The organism is Crocosphaera chwakensis CCY0110 (assembly GCF_000169335.1).
Classification (GTDB): Bacteria; Cyanobacteriota; Cyanobacteriia; order Cyanobacteriales; family Microcystaceae; genus Crocosphaera; species Crocosphaera chwakensis.
The window spans coordinates 1-19,638 of the sequence record NZ_AAXW01000078.1 but is presented as its reverse complement, the minus strand read 5'-3'; the positions used below and the strand labels follow the sequence as shown (position 1 = coordinate 19,638).

Sequence of the window (19,638 nt, the reverse complement as noted above, 5' to 3'; positions counted from 1 at the left end):
AAATAAACGAGCAAGTTTGGTGGCTATCTATGAAAATAGAGTATTGAGACAAATTATCGCTATTGTGGAAAATAAGGATGAATTTCAGGAGTCCCTAACCTTCGAGATGCCTTCAAAATTAGAAGGAAAAAGTCAGTCTATCACGACTGATTTAGCTATATCAGAAGAAAAATATCAGGTTTGGCATCCTTTATCTGATAATTTAATTTTATCTTTTCAGGGTAATCTTTCTTTAGCTTGTCCTCAAGAACTAACCTTTGATTCTTTTGACTTAACCGTAGATTGGTTGCCGATGCCTAGTTTACTCTATCGAGGCATCCGTTCCTTTAACGCTTCCCAATTTAAGCAGTTTACTTTACAAACTTTTACAACTGTATAAAGGAAAAGGAATGAAACAACCTAGAAATGCTTTTATTGTAACAGTTAGTATCTTAATCTTTTGTACTTTTATATAAGCTCCAAGGAATATATAATTCCAAGATCCGTAACAACGCTGAAATGTTTTGGTGTAGACAAGAGCATACTAATACTAGCCATAATTTTAATTAAGGTTTTTTTATGCTAAAACGCCAATTTCAAGCACAAGAACTTGCTACTTTACTCGAAGATTTCACCCAAAAGAAAGCAAGCGGTCGAGTAAAGATAGCACCAAAGAATAAAAACGGGTCAAGAGAAAAAGATTATACCTTAGTATTCAATAATGGAGAAATTGTTTATGGAGGTAGCAAGATTCCTCCAAGAGACGATTTTGTAAAAATGGTACTACAGAGTATTAATCCTGATATTAGTCCTGTTGCTATTAAATTCGCCACAGAAAAATCCACAAATCCAAGTTCTATTAGAGAAGTCTTACACAACCTGGTTCGTATCCGAGTAATAACTTGGGAGCAAGTTGAAACCTACGTTCGGAAACAAACTTTATCTGCACTGGAATATATGTTGCCCCATTCTGGAACATTAGAATGCAGTGACACGGCTGAATGTGACCTTTGCTTTGGCAAAGATTGTCATGGCTTAAATTGGTCTAACTTAATAGAGAACCTTCACCAACGTCAAGAAAAATGGGATGCTTTAACCCCTACCATTCCTTCAGCAGATAGCATCCCTTGTATTGTGACCCAAGCTCTCCCTCAAATTAAAGAATCAGCCGTACGTCAGCACCTAGAAAAATGGGTAGATGGAAAACGCAGCATTACAGAGATTGCTCAACAATTAGAAAAAGATCCCCTAACTGTCGCACGTTCCTACTTTAATTGGGTGCAAATGGGTTTGATAACGTTTGATACTCAAACAGTTGTTGAATATCACAACCGTCCGACTGTTTTATCCGTTGATGATAGTCCCGTTGTCCAAGCAACGATGAAACGGATTTTAAGCGATCGCTATAATCTTTTGTTAGCGAGTAATGCAGTGGATGCGCTTAATTTACTTAATCAAAATGAGGTTTCTTTGCTATTGCTTGATCTCACCATGCCTGATATTGATGGGTTAGATATGTGCAGAACCCTCAGAAGCATTCCTAAATTCCATGAGCTTCCTATCATTATGGTAACAGCGAGAGATGGCTTTGTTAATAAAATGAAAGGTCAAATTGCAGGAACAAATCGCTATTTAACCAAACCCTTTGATTCTGAAAAATTGTTAAGCGTTGTGAGTGAATTTGTTAATTCTGGGAATCCTTAATTTAGGAGGCAGGAAGTAAGGTTTTTTACTATTACTTAAGGTTCTCTTGAAGAATGTCGTTATTACTTAATTCTTGTCTTGCCAAAGATCATAATTACGTAAACAGTGCAGTATTGATGTCCAAACTTGAGGAGGTCAGTCGATTACTGATTATTTACTCAAAATCAATTTTAAAAAGAGTTCAATACTCACTGGAAGAGTGTATGAGTGTAGAAGTTCAGAAGTCTATAATACTTAATCCTGAACTCTCATGAACTCCTCACCCGCTTATTTTTCACCTTAGAAATCATTATGAAAACCAAACCCTATTTAATTTTTAATCTCCATGATATTCAATATGGAATTGAAGCAAATTTAGTTAAAGAAATTTTTCAGTTACCTGAACTAATTCCTATTGCTGAAGCACCCACTGATATTGTTGGTATTCTCAATTTAAGAGAAAAACTGCTACCTGTCATGCACCTAGATTTGAGGCTAAGTAATTCTATCACAAGATGCCAATTAACTGATAGTATTATTGTTTTAAATTGGGACAATTTGCAAATTGGAGTAATTGTTAACACGGTTCATGAAGTTATAGAAATTGAACCAGAAATTATCGAACAAGAAATTGATTATGGACGCACCAATAACATTAATCCTGCCTTTATTTCAGGGATTGCCACAATTGATGATAGTGCCATTATTTTGCTCAATCCGGAAGCATTAGTTCGACAACCTGATGAAGTTAAAGCATTAGTAGAAGAGGCAGACTCTGAATTAGAAGAAAATCCCGAAAAAGAAGAAAATCTCTCAATTATTAGCAGCTTTTATGAAGTCTGTTGTCCTGATGCAACGGAAAAAGAAAAGTCTATTTTTCGACGGAGGGCTGATAATTTACGACAAGCCACTTTAGAAACCAGTCAAGAAACCACAGAACAAATTCCCTTAGCAGTGGTTAGCCTCAATAATGAATACTTTGGCTTAGGGTTAGAGACAGTTCGAGAGTTTATTAACATTTGTAATTTTACTCCCATTCCCTGTTGTCCTCAGCATATTTTGGGCAATATAAATTTGCGGGGAGAAATTGTTACCTTGGTAGATTTAAGAAGTTGCCTAAATTTACCGATAACCTCTGCTAAAAATAATGGCAAAGCTGTTGTTATTGAGGTGGATGATTTAGTCGCAGGATTACCCGTTGATGAAGTTTTTGATGTCATGTATTTGTCTCAAAAAAACATTAATCCCGTTCCCATTGCAGTTGAATCTGGCAATCATGAATATTTACGAGGAACCGCTCCCTATGCTGACAAACTATTAAGCATTCTCGACTTATCGAAAATTATTAATCAGGGAAACTTAGAAGTGAACGATGCTGCTTAATTTTATAGCAAATTCTAACCACTAGACTTCCGAAGTCTCAAACAATCACTATTTTTTATTCAACACTATTCAACTAGGAAATAAAGCAATGAAAATTTCAACTCAATTACGTTTATGTGCAGCTGGCGTTATCTTGGCTTTAGTTGGCACGATTGGCACTATTTTAGTTACTAATCGGACACAAGGGGAAATTAGTAGAGTTAATGATGCAGGTGTTGTCAGAGGAGGAACTCAGCGATCAGTTAAATTAGAAGTAGCAGGACAACAAGACGATCAATTAATCCAAAAACTTGATACGTTAATTAATGGATTAATGAATGGAAGCGAAGAGTTAGATTTAGCTAAACCCAAAGATCCTGACTTTTTAGCCAAGATGCAATCTGTTGAACAAGCTTGGTCTAATATTAAAGATTTGATCCAGAGAACAAGAGAAAATCCTCAATACAGAAGTGAATTATTAGCAGCAAGTGAGGAATTATTTGAGACGACTAATGCTGCGGTTGAATCAGCCGAACATATTGTTGAAAAAGACGAAAAAATGGTCAAGGCATTGGAATATATTCTCTTGGTTATTGAAATAATTGTCACCGCAGCCATTATTATTGTCGTCCGCAATATAACCTCATCGATGGCGAAATTTACAGGAAATATTGCCTCCTCTTCCACAGAAATCGCTTCTACAGTCGAACAACAAGAACGGACAATGGTTCAGCAAGCCAGTTCCGTCAACGAAACCACCACCACGATGGATGAATTAGGAGCAGCCTCCCGACAAGCTGCCGAACAAGCCGAAGCCTCAGCATCAGGGGCGCAAAAAGCTCTGAATTTAGTCGAAGAAGGAACCCAAGCCGTACAACAAACCCAAGCCAGCATGAATCTGCTCAAAGAACAAGTACGGGCGATCGCCGAACAAATCATGCGTCTCAGTGAACAAACCGGACAAATTGCAGGGGTATCCGAATTAGTTGGAGATTTAGCGAACCAAACCAATATGTTAGCCCTAAATGCTGCGGTAGAAGCAGCCCGTGCAGGAGAACAAGGGAAAGGATTTGCAGTAGTTGCTGGTGAAATTCGTAAATTAGCCGATGAAAGCAAGAATTCTGCTGATAAAATCAACAATTTGGTAACAGATATCCAAGCAGCCATGAACAGTACCGTCATGGTAACGGATGAAGGAACCAAGAAAACCGACGAAGGCATCAAACTCACCGAAGGCACTGTGGGAACCTTTGCAGGAGTTGCTGATGCAGTTAATAACGTCTTCCTCAACAGCCAACAAATTTCTCTATCCGCTAAACAACAAGCCGTCGCCGTTCAGCAGGTACTTTCTGCCATGAACGCTATTAACTTAGGGGCGCAAGAAACCTCTGCCGGTATCAGCCAAGTTAAAACCTCAACTCGCCAACTCGACGACGCAGCCAAAGACTTACAAGCTGCCGTTTAACGGAACTGGGGGAGTACAGAAGTGTAGAAGTCGAGGAGTGTAGGAGTTCAGAATACTTGACTTTGAAGTTTCTAAGCTTTTTAACCATTCTGTTGCATAGTATGGGCTTTGCCCGCCCTCCTAAACTCCTAAAACTCCTGCACTCCTGAAACTCCTGAAACTCCTAAACTCCTAAAACTCCTATGTATATTGAAGACGACGAACTCAGAGATATTTATAAAACCGTTACCCCAGAACGTTTACAAAAACTCGAAGATGCCCTCATCTTTTTAGAAAAACAGCCAAACGACCAATCTCGATTGGAAGAATTTTTACGGGAAGCCCATACCCTTAAAGGAGACTCGCGGATGTTGGGGGTGGAGGATGTAGAAACCCTCACCCACCAAATGGAAGATTGTTTAGTGGCTGTTAAAGAAGGCAAAAACGTCATTACCCCTGATTTATGCGATCGCCTGTATGGGGGACTTGATGCGGTTCGTAAACTGGTGCATGAAGCGGTCACAGGAGAATCCGCAGGGGTAGTGGTTTTCCAGGTTTTGGCTAATTTAATGGGGGCTGAAACCAACGGTAACGGCAATAGTAACGGTAACGGTTCTGACTCATCAGCCTCTCCCGTTCCTAGTGAGGAAGATTTACTGTTTGCCGACGATGCTGATCCCATTGCGACAGCGTTTGATGAGGATCTCCTGTTTGAAGATGAACCCCTTACGCCAGAGGTTACGCAGAAAACCGCAACTATTAATCATCCAGTTGCGGAACAGTTAACCACAACGAACCAACCCACCGACAGTAGCAACATTGATACCATTCGCATCGAATCGAAACAACTAGATGGTTTAATGCGACAAGCAGGGGAACTCAATGTCACGAAGCTGCGAATTGGCCAACGGATGCTGGACATTGAAGCCATTATGACCTTGTGGGAAGAATGGAGTCGAGATACTTCTGCCCACCATTCAGCTTACAAGCAGATGGAACAGGGGGTCTTTAACGGTAATGTGCAACAGATCCAGGCATTACACTATCGGGCGAAACAACGCTTAGAACAACTGGGAACCCTAATTAGTCATTTAAAACGCACTGCTTACGAAGACACAACCCAGTTAGATACCCTAGCCAATGACTTACAATCAGGCATTCAAACCCTAAGATTATTGCCCCTGTCCACCATGTTTAATGTGTTTCCTCGCATGGTTAGAGACTTAGCCAAGCAGCAAGGCAAACAAATTAACCTAGTCATTGAAGGGGGAGACATCAAAGCCGATAAACGCATTCTTGAAGAAATGAAAGATCCCCTGCTGCATATTCTTCGTAATGCGATCGATCATGGCATTGAAACCCCCCAAGAACGGGAAAAATTAGGTAAATCTCCTACGGCAACCCTTCGACTCCGAGGCTATCAAACCAGTGGCAGCATTGGCATTGAGGTGTTAGATGATGGTCGAGGATTGAATCTGGAGAATATTAAACGTACCGCCCTACGACGGGGAATCTGTCAAGAAGAAGAACTGGCGAAGATGACTGCCCATCAAATTCAGTCTTTGATCTTTGCCCCTGGTTTCTCTACCCGTACAGAAGTGAGTGAAATTTCTGGTCGAGGGGTGGGATTAGATGTGGTTCGCGCCAATGTGGAACGGTTGAAAGGGTCGATCCAAGTGGAATCTTCTCCTGGAATGGGATGTGAATTTCGCATTCAATTAAGTACCAATCTAGCTACCACTCACGTCCTCATTACCGAAGTTCAGCAATCTACTTATGGGATTCCTGTGGAGTCTGTAGAAACTGCCATGCTGGTATCTCGACAAGAGATATTTTCTATTGAAGGCAGTCAAACCATTACGGTTGACGGTCAACCCGTTTCAGTGGTTTGGTTAGCCGATCTGCTTGAATTACCTGTAACTGTTCCCCAATCTGCCCATACTGCTAAAACGACCACCAAGAATATTCCCTGTATTCTTTTGAAAATGGGCAATGAACGTCTTGGCATTTTAGTGGATGCGCTACTGGATCAACAGGATATTGTTTTAAAACCCCAAAGCAAGTTACTCAAGCGCGTTCGCAATATTTTGGGCGCAACCATTCTCGGCGATGGACAAGTCTGCATGGTACTGAATCCCCAAGACTTATTCAAATCTCTGCAAAAAGGTAGCGGTAAAATCGTTTCTTCTCAAGCAGAAGAGGTCAATGCGAAGCCCAAACTTCTACTGGTGGAAGATTCTATTATCATTCGTACCCAGATGAAACGCCTCTTAGAAGGGGCGGGATATGACCTAACCATTGCTGTTGATGGGTTAGAAGGCTTTAACAAATTGAGAGCGGGTAAATTTGATGCAGTTGTTTCTGATGTGGAAATGCCCAATCTCAGTGGATTAGACCTCACTGCGAAAATTCGCCAGTATCGAGAGTATAACGAATTGCCCGTTATTCTCGTCACTACCCTTGCATCTGAAGAAGATAAACGTCGAGGGGCGCAAGCAGGCGCAAATGCTTATCTAACCAAAGGAGATTTTGATCAAAAAATTCTGATTGAAACCTTAAGACGGTTGATTTAACCGTAGGGGCGAACGGCTGTTCGCCCCTACTTCTCCTACTAATAACTATTCCAATCAAGGTACAAAAAAATGTCTAAAATCAAAGTTCTCTTAGTTGAAGATTCTCCCGTTGCAGTCGGAATGTTTAAAAAAATGCTGGAATCTTCCCCAGACATTGAAGTTGTTGGTACAGCATCTGACGGGAATCAAGCTTTGACTTTAATTCCTAAAGTACAACCCCAAGTGATGTGTACCGATTTGCAAATGCCCAATATGGATGGGTTTGAATTAATTAAACAGGTAATGGCTAAATATCCGCTTCCTGTTTTAGTCCTTAGTAATGCTGTACAAAAAGATGATATTGACAATATCTTTAAAGTTTTACAAGATGGAGCTTTAGATGTTATGGCAAAACCACAAGCAGGTTTAGGAGATAATCAAGAAGCCCTGCAACGAACACTAATTACCAAAATTAAAGTATTAGCCACTAAAAAAGTTGCAGCCAAGCCACTTTAATTCTTCCTAACCCCCTTTTTTAGGGGGAAATTGGCTCAAAAAAATACATCTAACGCGGTGTTGAGTTTTTCTCAAGCCATATAGCAAGGTCATGTTGAGTGACAATGCTACTGGCAAGTTGTTCCATCGTCAAAACAACTTTTTTTTCTTCCGCATTAACACAATAGCTATTTAAGCCTAAAAATACATACATAACCATCAAAGCTGTTCTTTTATTACCATCAACAAAAGGGTGGTTTTTGGTCAATCTGTATCCATAAGCAGCAGCTAATTCAAATTACTTAGCTAAGTCTCTGAGGGCATTCGTGTATTTAATACTTCCTTCTCGATAAATTGCGATCGCTTTTTCAAACTCAGAATCATCGGGAGTAAGCTGAATACCTTCTTTAGTTTCAATTAAAGATAGACTGTCTCCTTCACTTAACTTGAATTTCTCTAAAACTTCTTTTGGCAGCATTACTCCCAGTGAATTGCCAATTTTACAGAGTTTTAATTTCATTTTTTTTCCTGGTTATTAGTTCTGTCATAACTTTAATTCTACTCTAACCAAAAATCATGACCAAACCACCCATTAAAGTCCTATTAGTTGACGATTCTCCTGTTGCTTTAAAAATTCTGCAAAGACTCATTGATAGTTCATCTGATGTTCAAGTCATTGCCACCGCCAGTAACGGACAAGAAGCCTTAGAATTAATTCCTAAAGTCAATCCTAATGTAATTTGTACTGATTTTCACATGAAAGGAATGGATGGTTTGGCTTTGACTCAGAAAGTGATGACTAAGTATCCAATTCCGATTTTAATTATTAGTAATTCGGTACAAGAAGATGATCCTGGAAATATTTTTAAGCTGCTACAAGCAGGCGCGATCGATGTTTTTCCGAAACCCATTACGGGACAAGATTCAGATTATGAAAGAATCAAGAACCTGTTAATTACTAAGATTAAAGTTTTATCAGGAGTCAGCGTTTTTACCAAATCCTTTTCTCAAGCTTCTCAGCCTCAATTAAAAACATTAAAATCTGTTCCCAATTCTTCTTTAAATTCCATCAATCCAACCGTTGACAATCATCGTTCTCCCATTAAAGTTGTCACTATTGGGGCATCCACTGGCGGGCCAAAAGCATTACATCAAATTATTGCCCCACTGCCTAAAAATTTTCCTGTTCCAATTATTTGTACTCAACATATTAGCCCAGGTTTTTTAGAAGGATTAGTTAGTTGGTTAGAAAGCGAATCCCAACTCAAAATTAAAATAGCTCAAGCGGGAGAATATCCCGTCCCAGGAACGGTTTATTTTGCTCCTGATAACTATCATTTAGGTTTAAATTCCCAAGGTCAATTTGGTCATCTTAATTCTGCTCCTGTTGATGGTCATCGTCCTTCTGTTACAGCTATGTTTGAATCAGTTGCTAAATTTTATAGACAAGGAACAGTCGGTGTTTTATTAACAGGAATGGGCAGAGATGGAGCCAGGGGAATGAATGCGATCGCTCAAGCAGGAGGGATTAATATTGCTCAAGATGAGAAGAGTTGTACGGTTTTTGGAATGCCCAAAGAAGCGATCGCGTTAGGGGTGGTGAATTATGTTCTTCCCCTTCAAGAGATTGCCCCTTTTTTAAATAAGTTACAAAGGGTAAAAGTCTAATAAAAAACGTTTTACTGTCTAACATTTTCCCATTCATGAGTTATTAAAATGCCTAAATTAATTTCATTGTCTGCTGATTTAAAAGAAGCCTTTCAACACTTAATCCTTCAGCGTACAGGTTTAGTCATTCGCCCCTCAGATAGAGATTCTTTTGCGAAGAAAATCTCGATGAGAATGGATGCCGTTAATTTTATTAGTCCCCAAGATTATTATTTACTATTAGAATCACGGACTCAAGAAAGTAAAGAAGAATGGCAAAATTTAGTTGCCTTGTTAACCAATAATGAAAGTTATTTTTTCCGTGACAAAGAACAAATTCACTTATTACAAAATCATATTTTACCCAAAATTATACAAAAAAAACAAATTGAGAAAACCATTCGTATTTGTAGTGCAGGATGTTCCACAGGAGAAGAACCGTATTCCTTGGCAATTATGCTGCAAGAACTCATCCCTAATTATAAACAATGGCAGTTAAGTGTTTTCGGGATAGATATCAATCAAATTGCCATTAATTCTGCCAGAAAAGCAATTTATAGTCCTTGGTCATTTCGAGGGGTAAGCGAAGTCATTAAAGGGCAATATTTTCAACAAGTTAATCAACAATACCAGCTTGAACCTAGAATTAAAAACATGGTTCAATTTCATCTGGTTAATTTAGTTCAAGATGAATTCCCTTTTAACGATATTGATCTCTTTATTTGTCGAAATGTTTTTATCTATTTTAATGCCCCTGCCATTACTAAAGTTGTCAACAAAATTTATCATGCGCTTAATCCTGACGGCTATCTTTTAACAGGTCATGCCGAATTATCGGGACAAAATTTAAGTCAGTTTCATAGACTATCTTTTTCTCAGTCTTTGATTTATCAACGTCGAAAAGAAGGAGAGAAACAACAAGAAATTCGTCAGCCATTAACGGTTAAGGAATTAACGATTCCTCAATTTAAACCCATTAAACCTGCCAAAACTCTTCCTAAACCCATCACGGTCAAAACCGATCCTGTTCCTGTAAAAAAACAACCAATTATCTCACCATCTCCCATTAAAAAAGAACCTGTCAAACCCACTGTTAATAAGTTACTAGAAACTGCTAAAAACTTCATCGAACAAGAACGATATCAAGCTGCCCTTGAACAGTTTCAACAAATTCTTGATATCAATTCTAACCACACCGATGCTGCTTACTGGATCGCCCAAATTTATGCGAATCAAGGACGATATCAAGATGCTATCTTATATTGTGAGCGATTATTAAAAATAGATTCTTTAGCAATTGCTCCTCATTACTTATTAGCAAGAATCGCTGAAGAAACAGGTAAATTAGAAGAAGCAAAATACCTTTTGAAAAAAATTATTTATCTTGACCCCAACTCAGTAGCAGCTTATCTGGATTTAACCCATATTTATACACAAGAAGGAGACGAAAGAAGAGCTATCAAAATGTATCAAGAATCTTTGAATATTCTTCAAATGTTACCCCCCGAAACTCCCATTGTAGAGCGAGGAAATCTCACAGCTTCTCAATTATTGTTGCAACTCAGCTAACCTCTAAGTAGTCGGACATAAATATAGTGAAATGTTTTAAAAAAGTAAATAAGCCGTAACTTTTCTCCCTGCTCATAACTGCTCCCTGTTCCCCGTTCCCTAAAAAGTTCGGGAACCCGTACCCTAAGAACAGTTGCCATGACCACCCTTATTTAGCTAAATTAGCACTCGGAAGGTAAGAGTGCTAAAGTTTCAAATAAAGCTCTTGACCCCATTATCAACATCAGGAGGATTCGTCCATGGCAGCAATTAGTATCAACGTCTCTACCGTTAAACCCCTCGGCGATCGCATTTTTGTTAAAGTTAGCCCCGCCGAAGAAAAAACCGCAGGAGGGATCTTACTTCCCGATAACGCCCAAGAAAAGCCCCAAATTGGTGAAGTTGTCGCCGTTGGACCTGGAAAGCGTAACGATGATGGCAGTCGTTCCGAATTAGATGTCAAAGTTGGTGATAAAGTCCTTTATTCCAAATATGCAGGTACTGATGTCAAACTCTCTGGAGAAGACTATGTACTTTTATCTGAAAAAGACATCTTAGCCTCCGTTGCTTAAACATCCTAAATTAAGCAAATCATTATCTCCTTTCTTTATTTATCCCTTTCAGAATCAATCAAACAGAGGCATAACCTATGGCTAAATCTATTGTTTACAACGAAGATGCACGTCGCGCATTAGAAAGAGGAATGGACATCCTCGCCGAGTCTGTAGCTGTTACCCTCGGGCCTAAAGGTCGTAACGTTGTCCTAGAAAAGAAATTTGGCGCCCCGCAAATCATCAATGACGGGATCACCATTGCTAAAGAAATTGAATTAGAAGATCATATCGAAAATACTGGCGTTTCCTTGATTCGTCAAGCAGCCTCAAAAACCAACGATGTCGCTGGAGACGGAACCACTACCGCTACTGTTCTCGCTCACGCCATCGTTAAAGAAGGATTACGTAACGTTGCTGCTGGTGCGAACCCCATCGCCCTGAAAAAAGGTATCGATAAAGCAACTGAGTTCTTAGTCGAAAAAATTGCAGCACACGCTCAACCCATCGAAGAATCTAAAGCGATTGCTCAAGTCGGAGCCATTTCTGCCGGAAATGATGAAGAAGTGGGTAAAATGATCGCTGAAGCCATGGACAAAGTGGGCAAAGAAGGGGTTATTTCCTTAGAAGAAGGAAAATCCATGTTCACTGAACTGGAAATTACCGAAGGGATGCGCTTCGATAAAGGGTATATTTCTCCTTACTTTGTCACCGATCCCGAACGCATGGAAGCCGTATTTGAAGAACCCTGCATCCTCATCACCGACAAAAAAATTAACCTCGTTCAAGACTTAGTTCCTGTTTTAGAACAAGTCGCCCGTCAAGGTAAATCTTTAGTGATCGTCGCTGAAGATATTGAAAAAGAAGCCTTAGCAACCCTGGTTGTTAACCGTTTACGGGGTGTCTTAAACGTGGCTGCAGTGAAAGCCCCTGGATTTGGCGATCGCCGTAAGCAAATGTTAGAAGATATTGCTACCTTAACTGGTGGTACCTTAATCAGCGAAGATGCTGGTTTGAAGCTAGAAAATACCAAAATTGAAATGTTAGGATCAGCCCGTCGCATGATTCTGACCAAAGATAATACCACTATCGTCGCCGAAGGCAACGAAGAAGCGGTTAAATCCCGTTGTGATCTCATTCGTCGTCAAATCGAAGATTCTGACTCTTCTTATGACAAAGAGAAGTTACAAGAGCGTTTAGCCAAGTTATCTGGTGGTGTAGCGGTTATCAAAGTTGGTGCTGCTACCGAAACCGAAATGAAGGATCGTAAACTTCGTTTAGAAGATGCCATCAACGCCACAAAAGCAGCCGTAGAAGAAGGGATCGTCCCTGGTGGTGGCACAACCCTCGCCCACCTCACCCCTAACCTAGAAGAGTGGGCTAATGGCAATCTAGCTAACGAAGAGTTAACTGGTGCGTTAATCGTTGCCCGTGCTTTAACCGCTCCTTTAAAGCGCATCGCTGAAAATGCTGGACAAAACGGTGCCGTTGTCGCTGAACGAGTTAAAGAAAAAGACTTTAACACTGGTTATGATGCTGCGACTGGTGAATTTACCGATATGTTAGCAGCAGGTATCGTTGACCCTGCAAAAGTAACCCGTTCTGGTTTACAAAATGCTGCCTCGATCGCAGGTATGATCTTAACCACTGAATGTATTGTGGTAGATAAGCCTGAGAAAGAAAAAGCTCCTGCTGGTGGCGGTGGGGATTTTGATTACTAATACTTAAGTGATCTAAACTAAGCCGTAAGCCCTGTCCTGATGAGGACGGGGTTTTTTAACTTTAGGGTGTAGGTTGGCTAGAGGAACCAGACCCCAATCATAGCATCTTGATTATCATTGATTCATGCAATATCGTCGAGCCAAACAAGCAGCAAGCAGCGTAAGGATTCAGGTGGCAAATATTGACAAACAGGCTGACTGCGCTAAAGTAACGGTATGAGTCAAACTGAACCAGGAGTACAGTTAAATCCAGACGAATTAAACCAACTGTCAAAATCTGGGTTGGTACAAATTATCTTGGCTCAACAGAAACTTATCGAGCAGCTACAAAAAGAAATAGAAAAATTAAAGCTCAGTCGTAATTTAGATAGCCAAACCTCATCAAAACCCCCATCAACAGACTTATTGAAAAAGTCTGAGAAGGCTAAAACAACTGAAGACGATAAGGATAAGAAAAGAAAACCAGGGGGACAACCTGGACATAAGGGAAAAACAAGGAAAGGCTTTGGGAGAATTGACAGAATTCAAATCTTGCAACCATCAATATGTAGTCACTGTGGTCAAACAGAATTATTAATAGAACCAGTGAAAGTTGATTCTCAGCAGGTAGCACAACTGGTAGATAAACCCATTGAGGTAGTAGAATATCATCGTCATCATTGTCGCTGTGGGCATTGTGGTGAAGTGACCAAAGCGAATTGGTCGCCCAAGACCGTCCCAGGACAAGATTTAGGAGTGAAGTTACAAGCTTTTCTGGGATGGTTAGGGAATTATGGACATCTACCTTATGAAAAGCAACAAGAGATGTTGTGGGAGTTAGGGCAAATTGAGATAGGTATGGGGACCATCGTAGCCACCAATCAACGAGTAGAAACAGCCATTAATCCGTCGGTTGAACAATTATCCAAGTGGGTCAAAGTAGAACAACCCCCAATTCATGTTGATGAAACACCCTGGCCAGTGAAGGGAGTCAAAGAATGGTTGTGGGTATTTACCAATCAACTTTTCTGCCTGTTTCGGGCTGCTGATACTAGGGGGCGTAAGGAATTAGAAGATCAGTTAGGCCATGAATATGGTGGTGTTTTAAGTAGTGATGATTTGGGAGTTTACAATGGTTATACTGTTGTTGCTCAACAGAAATGTTTGGCACATTTACGCCGTCACTTTCAGCGATTAATAAAAACTCCAGGTCAATATAACAAAACCATCGGTCAAACTTTTCTCAAATTAATTGATGAAGCTTTCCGTCATTATCGTATTTGGCAAAACGATAAGAATAGGCATGGTTATCAAGTTTGGGCAAGACAATTCAAAGATAAGATAAAGATAGCCACAGAAGAATGGAAGCCTAAAGCCGGTTATGAAGCCGGAAAACTTTTGCGAAACCTTCGGCAAAAGGCAGAGCAATGGTGGTATTTTCTGGAGCATCCAGAGATCCCCCCTGATAATAATCTTGCTGAAAGATCCTTAAGATTAGCCATCACGAAACGGAAAGTTAGTGGGGGTTCAAGAAGCATGGAACGATTTAAACAAACAGCTAACTTATTGACGGTTATTCAAACTTGTCGTCGTCAAGAACGTTCGGTGATTGATTTTTTCGAGAAGTCATTAATAGCCAAAGTCGGTCATCCGAATTGTTTGTTTCCTTCCCTAATTCCTAACTTCTAGACCTGAATCCTTACCAAGCAGCTATTTTTTTACCTGGAACTTTAGCTTATTTTAAGCCCAGATATAGCAAAAACTAGCTTTAGAATTACTATAACAATTAGACTGTCAATAGGGTCAAGGTTATTTCTTTTCTAAACCTGTGGCTGAGGATAATATTAAACAATTAATCATTAATCGTTATTTTTTTATTTACTCTTGATAATCAGTATGAATCGTCACCTCCAGGGTACTTTCATCGACTTCTAAATATATAATATTAGGACGACAACACACTTGACAGTCTTCGATATATGATTGATAGTTACCTGCACTAATATCAATAAAAGTTGTATTAGATTCTCCACAAAAAGCGCAACTATAATCAGCAGTTGTTTGCATCATTTTTTTTTAGTATCTTTAAATTAGTAATTTTAGTATAGTAAAAAATAGGTTTAATTGCAGTATTATTGCTATGTTTTTAATTCCTCAAGTTTCTTTAACAACCTGGATTATCTGGATCATGTTAAATGTTCTCTATCCTACTTACATTTTTGCTTTTGTTCTCACCATTGTTATGCCAAATATAACGGCAATTTTTTGGGGATTAGCTTTGACCTTCAATAGTCCGCCAATAGGCTTAATTTTTCTAGTCCATGTTATTGCTTACGGCTTAATTTTTTGGATAATTGCTTTAGGTTGTAGTTTTTTAATTGATAAATTGCCTTATACTTACTTAAGAGTTTTTGCTCTTATTCTTGTTCTTATTATATTACTCAAACCAACTTTTGCACCCATTTATGGCTCAGGTTCTGCCTTTGGAGATGATAATGTTCAAGGTAAGACTCTTTGGGAATGGTATAAAATGGTTGATGATTCAGAAAATCAGTACCAACAATAAATTTAGATATGAAATGTATTTTTTTCTAATAAAAGACTAAAAGCTTGAGCATCAATTGGAGGAGAAAAATAATAACCTTGTCCCCATTGATATCCTAAAGTTGTTAAAGCCTCTATTTGATAACTTTCTTCAATACCTTCTGCTATCAATTCTAATTGCAGTTCTTGGGCTAAAGTGCCAACAATACGAACAATCGCATCATTTTGATTCGTTTGTCCTAAATCATTGATAAAACCACGATCAATTTTTAAACTATTCAGAGGAAACCGATGGAGATAACTTAAAGAAGAATAACCCGTTCCAAAATCATCAAGACATATCTGAATATTTAACTGTTGTAATTGATAAAGAAGATTTAATACAGTATGAGAATTTTTAAGAAAGACAGTTTCGGTAATTTCTAATTTTAAATATTTTTTATCTAGTCCCGTTTTTCCTACAATTTCAATAATTATATCTTTTAAACGAGGATCAAAAAATTGTTTTGGGGAAAGATTGACACTAATAAAATGGGGGGCTAATCCTTGAAAGTCTTGTTGCCATTCATAAAGTTGTTGGCAAGCACATTGAAGAACCCAACGATCAAGATTAATAATCAATCCTGTTTCTTCTGCTAAGGGAATAAAATCATTAGGAGGAATCAAAGATTTACCAGGAGGTTGCCAACGAACTAAAGCCTCAGCCCCAATAATTTGTTGAGTTTTCAAAAAAACAATAGGTTGATAATAAACTACTAATTCTTGACGTTGTATTGCCTGTCTGAGATCACTTTCTAAATGTAATTCTTTGAGGGCTGATAGGTACATTGTAGGGGCAAAAATTTCGTGACAAGCTTTACCGTTAGCCTTAGCCCTGTACATAGCAGCATCAGCATCCCGTAACATTTGTTCAGGATGATCATAATGATCGGTACTAATGGTAATGCCAATACTAGCAGAAATAAAGACTTCTCGATTGTTAAGAGTAAAGGGAGCTTTAAGCACTTCATGGATGCGTTGAGCAACGATAACCGCTTCTTCTGGTTCTCGAATATCTTGTAATAAAAAAACAAATTCATCTCCCCCAAACCGTGCCAACGTATCTCCGTCTCGATGACATTGTTCTAAGCGTTGAGCCATATTTTTCAGGAGTTCATCTCCCATTAAATGGCCTAAACTATCATTAATAACTTTAAAGCGATCTAAATCAAGGAAGAGAATGGCAAAATGATCTTGTCTGCGTCGTTTGTTGCGATCAATCGCTTTTTGTAGTTGTTCGAGTAGGGCTGAACGATTTGCCAAACCGGTTAATTTATCATGATAAGCATCGTATCTTAGTTGTTGTGCGGTGTAATGACGTTCGGTAATATCATGACAGTTGATCACAAATCCTGCTACAGCAGGATCATCTTCTAGGTTTTTGGCGATCGCTTCTAACATCAGCCAACGGTTGTCATGGCTACAAACCCGAAACTCTGAGAGGATGGTAGACTGATTGGCTTCGATTTTAATGCTCTCAAAACTCTGTCTGATCCGTTGTTGATCCGCTTGATGAATCAAATCAAAAAAAGAGCAACCTATCAGACTAGCTGGATCATAACCTAATACTCGTTTTACTGAGGGACTTAGGTAAGTAAAGGTTCCTTCTGAGGAGACAATAAGAATAATATCGATGGCATTCTCAATTAAAGCCCGAAATCTTTGCTCACTTTCTCTGAGGGCGATTTCTACTTTTTGTCGTTCGATTAAAGCTTGTTGTTGTTGACGACGCAGGGTAAATTCTTCGAGCGATCGCTTTAAAATATTCGGTAAACGAAATAAGCGATCTTTGAGGATATAATCTGTTATTCCTGCTTTAATACATTCGACGGCTGCTTCTTCTCCTATGCTTCCTGTGATCAGGATAAAAGGGATTTTTTGCCCTGATTGTTGTAAAATTTTTAAAGCTTCTAATCCATTAAATCCAGGGATACGATAATCAGCTAAAATAGCATCATAAATGTTATTGTCTAGTTTTGCTTTATAAATAGTAGCAGTTTCAGCCACATCGTAAGTAAATTCAAGATTGGCATTAGTAAGGGAGAGAATAATCAATTCTATATCTTCAGCTACATCTTCAAGCAATAGTAACTTGATAGGGGATTTAACTTTATTATTAAAAAATATCGAGTTAAGGGACTCTGAAGACATACACTCTCGCCTTTGTTGTTAATAGGATTTAGGACAATTACAATTGAATATCCAATTTTTGCTAGTTAAGGAACAGCGACACATACATAAGATAGGATCTTTCTAGTCATAAAATTTACCACATTTCCTATTAGCCTTGATCAAATTTAGATTATCTCATGGATAAGAATAGTTCATAAAGGATAGATTTTTCTCATCTTTCTTAAAAGGAGTCAATCTGAAAAAGACAAAAATTATTTAAGAGGGGGTTGATTTAACATCATCCAATAAAAACCTACCTGTCGAGCGATTTCTGTAAATTGCTGAAAATCAAACGGTTTAATGATGTAACTATTAACCCCTAAATTATAACAAGCTTCTATGTCTCTGTCTTCTGCCGATGATGTCATCACCACAACCACTATCTGGTTTGTTCGGGGATCACGACGAATTGCCTCTAAAACTTGAATACCATTAATTTTGGGTAATTTTAAATCTAATAAAATTACTCTTGGTAGTTGTCGTCTTGGTGTGTCATCTCCTCTACCAAATAAGTATTCTAGTGCTTGTTCTCCATCTTCTACAATATCGATTTCATGAACAAAATTATAATTTTCTAAAGCTAACTGAATTAATTCGATATCATTAGGATCATCTTCTATTAATAGCATTCGAGTTACATTTCCTCTGATCATAATATAATGAGTTTTAATAGTTAAGTCGTTGTTTTTGACAACTTTTAAAAACTTTAAATTCTCTTCTATTTAACTGTTGAAATAATATAAATAACTGTAATTTGGATCACCAGTTGCTAATATTCAGTTCAATCAATTACAATACAATAAGGAAAGAAACGAAATTTCAGAATTATTACCCTTGACCATTCATAAAAAAATATTATGTCATTATTCTGGTTGATAAAACATCAGTTATCATCCTTAATAATTAAAAATAAAAATTATGAATAATTAATAAAATTCACTATTGCTTTTAACTGAAATATGTGTATCATAATCCCAATAGGATTATTAGATTGTATGATTAATGCTTGCTACTTATGGATCGATGACTTTTCAAATTTATTGAATCAATTTTATTTTTATATAAGCGGATATAGAAAAGAGTCAACTTATTTAGCCATTATCGGTATATTAATCTTGAGCATCATATGGATGTTTATACTATTAATTTGGCGATCGCTTCAAATAAAACAGTGTAAAGCTCAATTGCAAGAAGAAATTAACCAGCGTCAAAAAATAGAAGAAAAATTCAAAGCTATTTTTGATCAAACGATTCAATTTATTGGATTATTAGATTTAGAAGGAAAGTTACTTGAAGTTAATAAAACTGCTTTAGACTGTTTAAAGCTTAAAGCTAAAGATGTAATTGGACAACCTTTTTGGGAAACTCCTTGGTGGAACTATTCATCGAAATATCAAGACAAGTTAAAAGTAGCGATCAAAGAAGCAAAAAAAGGTAACATATTTCGGTTTGAAACAACTCATTTAACTCAAAATAATCAAAAAATCTATCTCTATTTTTCGATTAAGCCTGTTAAAAACGAAAAAGGTAAAATTATTTTCCTAATTTTTGAAACACAAGACATTACAAATATTAAAAAAGTAGAAGAAGCGTTCAGGAACAATCAACAAGAATTAGATGCTATTTTTAGTATTCTTCCTGACTTATTTTTTAAACTAGAAGCTGATAGCACTATCATAGATTATAGAAATTCGATAGAGTCGGCTCTATATGTTACTCCAGAAATTTTTCTCAAAAAACCTCTGGTAGAAATATTACCTGATCCCGTTAGTAAAAAAGTTAAAAATGCCATCAATCAAGTTCTTGAATTAAAGACTTTTATTTCTGTAGAATACAGTTTACCAATGCCTACAGGAGAAGAATACTATGAAGCTAGATTAGTTCCCTATAAAAGGATCAGATGATTGCTATTATTCGTATAT

At 38.0% G+C, this 19,638-nt stretch carries 16 protein-coding genes and 2 pseudogenes; 13 read left to right on the top strand and 5 right to left on the bottom strand.

Going from position 1 to position 19,638, the window contains the following annotated elements; translation table 11 throughout:
• From CY0110_RS24910 to CY0110_RS24885, 6 genes and pseudogenes are all read left to right on the top strand, one after another.
• Positions 1 to 379 (top strand): annotated as a pseudogene (locus CY0110_RS24910) (DUF3598 family protein); the annotation flags it as partial.
• 179 nt (positions 380 to 558) lie between these two features.
• Positions 559 to 1,683 carry a response regulator gene (locus CY0110_RS29495; protein WP_008278390.1) on the top strand — a complete coding sequence of 375 codons (1,125 nt, stop codon included), beginning with the start codon at positions 559 to 561 and terminating at the stop codon, positions 1,681 to 1,683.
• Positions 1,684 to 1,974: 291 nt separating this feature from the next.
• Positions 1,975 to 3,045, top strand: a complete 1,071-nt coding sequence (locus tag CY0110_RS24900) for a chemotaxis protein CheW (protein WP_008278389.1) — start codon at positions 1,975 to 1,977, stop codon at positions 3,043 to 3,045.
• Between the two features lie 88 nt (positions 3,046 to 3,133).
• Positions 3,134 to 4,489 carry a methyl-accepting chemotaxis protein gene (locus tag CY0110_RS24895; RefSeq protein ID WP_008278388.1) on the top strand — a complete coding sequence of 452 codons (1,356 nt, stop codon included), beginning with the start codon at positions 3,134 to 3,136 and terminating at the stop codon, positions 4,487 to 4,489.
• A gap of 182 nt (positions 4,490 to 4,671) precedes the next feature.
• The gene (locus CY0110_RS24890; RefSeq protein ID WP_008278387.1) at positions 4,672 to 7,041 is read left to right on the top strand and encodes a hybrid sensor histidine kinase/response regulator; all 2,370 of its coding nucleotides are present in this window, start codon (positions 4,672 to 4,674) and stop codon (positions 7,039 to 7,041) included.
• A 69-nt stretch (positions 7,042 to 7,110) separates the two neighbouring features.
• On the top strand, positions 7,111 to 7,536 hold the full coding sequence (locus tag CY0110_RS24885; RefSeq protein WP_008278386.1) for a response regulator: 426 nt from the start codon (positions 7,111 to 7,113) through the stop codon (positions 7,534 to 7,536).
• A 49-nt stretch (positions 7,537 to 7,585) separates the two neighbouring features.
• On the opposite strand, the pseudogene CY0110_RS28975 reads toward CY0110_RS24885, so the two are convergent.
• Positions 7,586 to 7,801: pseudogene (locus tag CY0110_RS28975) on the bottom strand (type II toxin-antitoxin system death-on-curing family toxin); the annotation flags it as partial.
• A gap of 12 nt (positions 7,802 to 7,813) precedes the next feature.
• Positions 7,814 to 8,035 (bottom strand): AbrB/MazE/SpoVT family DNA-binding domain-containing protein, encoded by a 222-nt coding sequence (locus CY0110_RS24875; protein ID WP_008278384.1) that lies wholly within the window; start codon positions 8,033 to 8,035, stop codon positions 7,814 to 7,816.
• Positions 8,036 to 8,091: 56 nt separating this feature from the next.
• On the opposite strand from CY0110_RS24875, the gene cheB reads away from it, so the two are divergent.
• The 5 genes from cheB (at position 8,092) to CY0110_RS24850 (ending at position 14,650) form a co-directional block, all read left to right on the top strand.
• Complete coding sequence (gene cheB / locus CY0110_RS24870) at positions 8,092 to 9,183, top strand: chemotaxis-specific protein-glutamate methyltransferase CheB (protein WP_008278383.1); 1,092 nt, start codon at positions 8,092 to 8,094, stop codon at positions 9,181 to 9,183.
• Between the two features lie 48 nt (positions 9,184 to 9,231).
• Positions 9,232 to 10,731, top strand: coding sequence for a CheR family methyltransferase (locus CY0110_RS24865; RefSeq protein WP_008278382.1), 1,500 nt, complete (start codon positions 9,232 to 9,234; stop codon positions 10,729 to 10,731).
• A 239-nt stretch (positions 10,732 to 10,970) separates the two neighbouring features.
• Entirely contained in the window at positions 10,971 to 11,282 is a 312-nt protein-coding gene (groES, locus tag CY0110_RS24860; protein ID WP_008278381.1) for a co-chaperone GroES, read from the top strand.
• Positions 11,283 to 11,359: 77 nt separating this feature from the next.
• Positions 11,360 to 12,982, top strand: coding sequence for a chaperonin GroEL (gene groL / locus CY0110_RS24855; RefSeq protein ID WP_008278380.1), 1,623 nt, complete (start codon positions 11,360 to 11,362; stop codon positions 12,980 to 12,982).
• Positions 12,983 to 13,198: 216 nt separating this feature from the next.
• The gene (locus CY0110_RS24850; protein WP_008272619.1) at positions 13,199 to 14,650 is read left to right on the top strand and encodes an IS66-like element ISCysp3 family transposase; all 1,452 of its coding nucleotides are present in this window, start codon (positions 13,199 to 13,201) and stop codon (positions 14,648 to 14,650) included.
• 189 nt (positions 14,651 to 14,839) lie between these two features.
• Here CY0110_RS24850 and CY0110_RS24845 read toward each other — a convergent pair whose 3' ends face one another.
• Positions 14,840 to 15,028 carry a CPXCG motif-containing cysteine-rich protein gene (locus CY0110_RS24845; protein WP_008278379.1) on the bottom strand — a complete coding sequence of 63 codons (189 nt, stop codon included), beginning with the start codon at positions 15,026 to 15,028 and terminating at the stop codon, positions 14,840 to 14,842.
• 73 nt (positions 15,029 to 15,101) lie between these two features.
• Here CY0110_RS24845 and CY0110_RS24840 point away from each other — a divergent pair, with 73 nt between their 5' ends.
• Positions 15,102 to 15,527 (top strand): hypothetical protein, encoded by a 426-nt coding sequence (locus CY0110_RS24840; protein WP_008278378.1) that lies wholly within the window; start codon positions 15,102 to 15,104, stop codon positions 15,525 to 15,527.
• A gap of 2 nt (positions 15,528 to 15,529) precedes the next feature.
• Here CY0110_RS24840 and CY0110_RS24835 read toward each other — a convergent pair whose 3' ends face one another.
• Positions 15,530 to 17,695, bottom strand: a complete 2,166-nt coding sequence (locus CY0110_RS24835) for an EAL domain-containing protein (protein WP_008278377.1) — start codon at positions 17,693 to 17,695, stop codon at positions 15,530 to 15,532.
• A 233-nt stretch (positions 17,696 to 17,928) separates the two neighbouring features.
• The gene (locus CY0110_RS24830) at positions 17,929 to 18,369 is read right to left on the bottom strand and encodes a response regulator (protein ID WP_035800633.1); all 441 of its coding nucleotides are present in this window, start codon (positions 18,367 to 18,369) and stop codon (positions 17,929 to 17,931) included.
• Between the two features lie 477 nt (positions 18,370 to 18,846).
• Between CY0110_RS24830 and CY0110_RS24825 the strand changes: the two genes are divergently transcribed.
• Positions 18,847 to 19,620: a PAS domain-containing protein gene (locus CY0110_RS24825; RefSeq protein ID WP_198139267.1), complete on the top strand. Its 774-nt coding sequence runs from the start codon at positions 18,847 to 18,849 to the stop codon at positions 19,618 to 19,620.
• Positions 19,621 to 19,638 lie beyond the last annotated feature (18 nt).

What these genes read in the sequence shown, in the direction of transcription:
- CY0110_RS24895 (WP_008278388.1), top strand. Translation starts at nt 3,134, where the DNA reads ATGAAAATTTCAACTCAATTACGTTTATGTGCAGCTGGCGTTATCTTG.
- CY0110_RS24865 (WP_008278382.1), top strand. Translation starts at nt 9,232, where the DNA reads ATGCCTAAATTAATTTCATTGTCTGCTGATTTAAAAGAAGCCTTTCAA.
- CY0110_RS24845 (WP_008278379.1), bottom strand. Translation starts at nt 15,028, where the DNA reads ATGCAAACAACTGCTGATTATAGTTGCGCTTTTTGTGGAGAATCTAAT.
- CY0110_RS24835 (WP_008278377.1), bottom strand. Translation starts at nt 17,695, where the DNA reads ATGTCTTCAGAGTCCCTTAACTCGATATTTTTTAATAATAAAGTTAAA.
- CY0110_RS24840 (WP_008278378.1), top strand. Translation starts at nt 15,102, where the DNA reads ATGTTTTTAATTCCTCAAGTTTCTTTAACAACCTGGATTATCTGGATC.
- CY0110_RS24900 (WP_008278389.1), top strand. Translation starts at nt 1,975, where the DNA reads ATGAAAACCAAACCCTATTTAATTTTTAATCTCCATGATATTCAATAT.
- cheB (WP_008278383.1), top strand. Translation starts at nt 8,092, where the DNA reads ATGACCAAACCACCCATTAAAGTCCTATTAGTTGACGATTCTCCTGTT.
- groL (WP_008278380.1), top strand. Translation starts at nt 11,360, where the DNA reads ATGGCTAAATCTATTGTTTACAACGAAGATGCACGTCGCGCATTAGAA.
- groES (WP_008278381.1), top strand. Translation starts at nt 10,971, where the DNA reads ATGGCAGCAATTAGTATCAACGTCTCTACCGTTAAACCCCTCGGCGAT.
- CY0110_RS24890 (WP_008278387.1), top strand. Translation starts at nt 4,672, where the DNA reads ATGTATATTGAAGACGACGAACTCAGAGATATTTATAAAACCGTTACC.
- CY0110_RS24875 (WP_008278384.1), bottom strand. Translation starts at nt 8,035, where the DNA reads ATGAAATTAAAACTCTGTAAAATTGGCAATTCACTGGGAGTAATGCTG.
- CY0110_RS24850 (WP_008272619.1), top strand. Translation starts at nt 13,199, where the DNA reads ATGAGTCAAACTGAACCAGGAGTACAGTTAAATCCAGACGAATTAAAC.
- CY0110_RS24885 (WP_008278386.1), top strand. Translation starts at nt 7,111, where the DNA reads ATGTCTAAAATCAAAGTTCTCTTAGTTGAAGATTCTCCCGTTGCAGTC.
- CY0110_RS29495 (WP_008278390.1), top strand. Translation starts at nt 559, where the DNA reads ATGCTAAAACGCCAATTTCAAGCACAAGAACTTGCTACTTTACTCGAA.
- CY0110_RS24825 (WP_198139267.1), top strand. Translation starts at nt 18,847, where the DNA reads ATGTTTATACTATTAATTTGGCGATCGCTTCAAATAAAACAGTGTAAA.
- CY0110_RS24830 (WP_035800633.1), bottom strand. Translation starts at nt 18,369, where the DNA reads ATGATCAGAGGAAATGTAACTCGAATGCTATTAATAGAAGATGATCCT.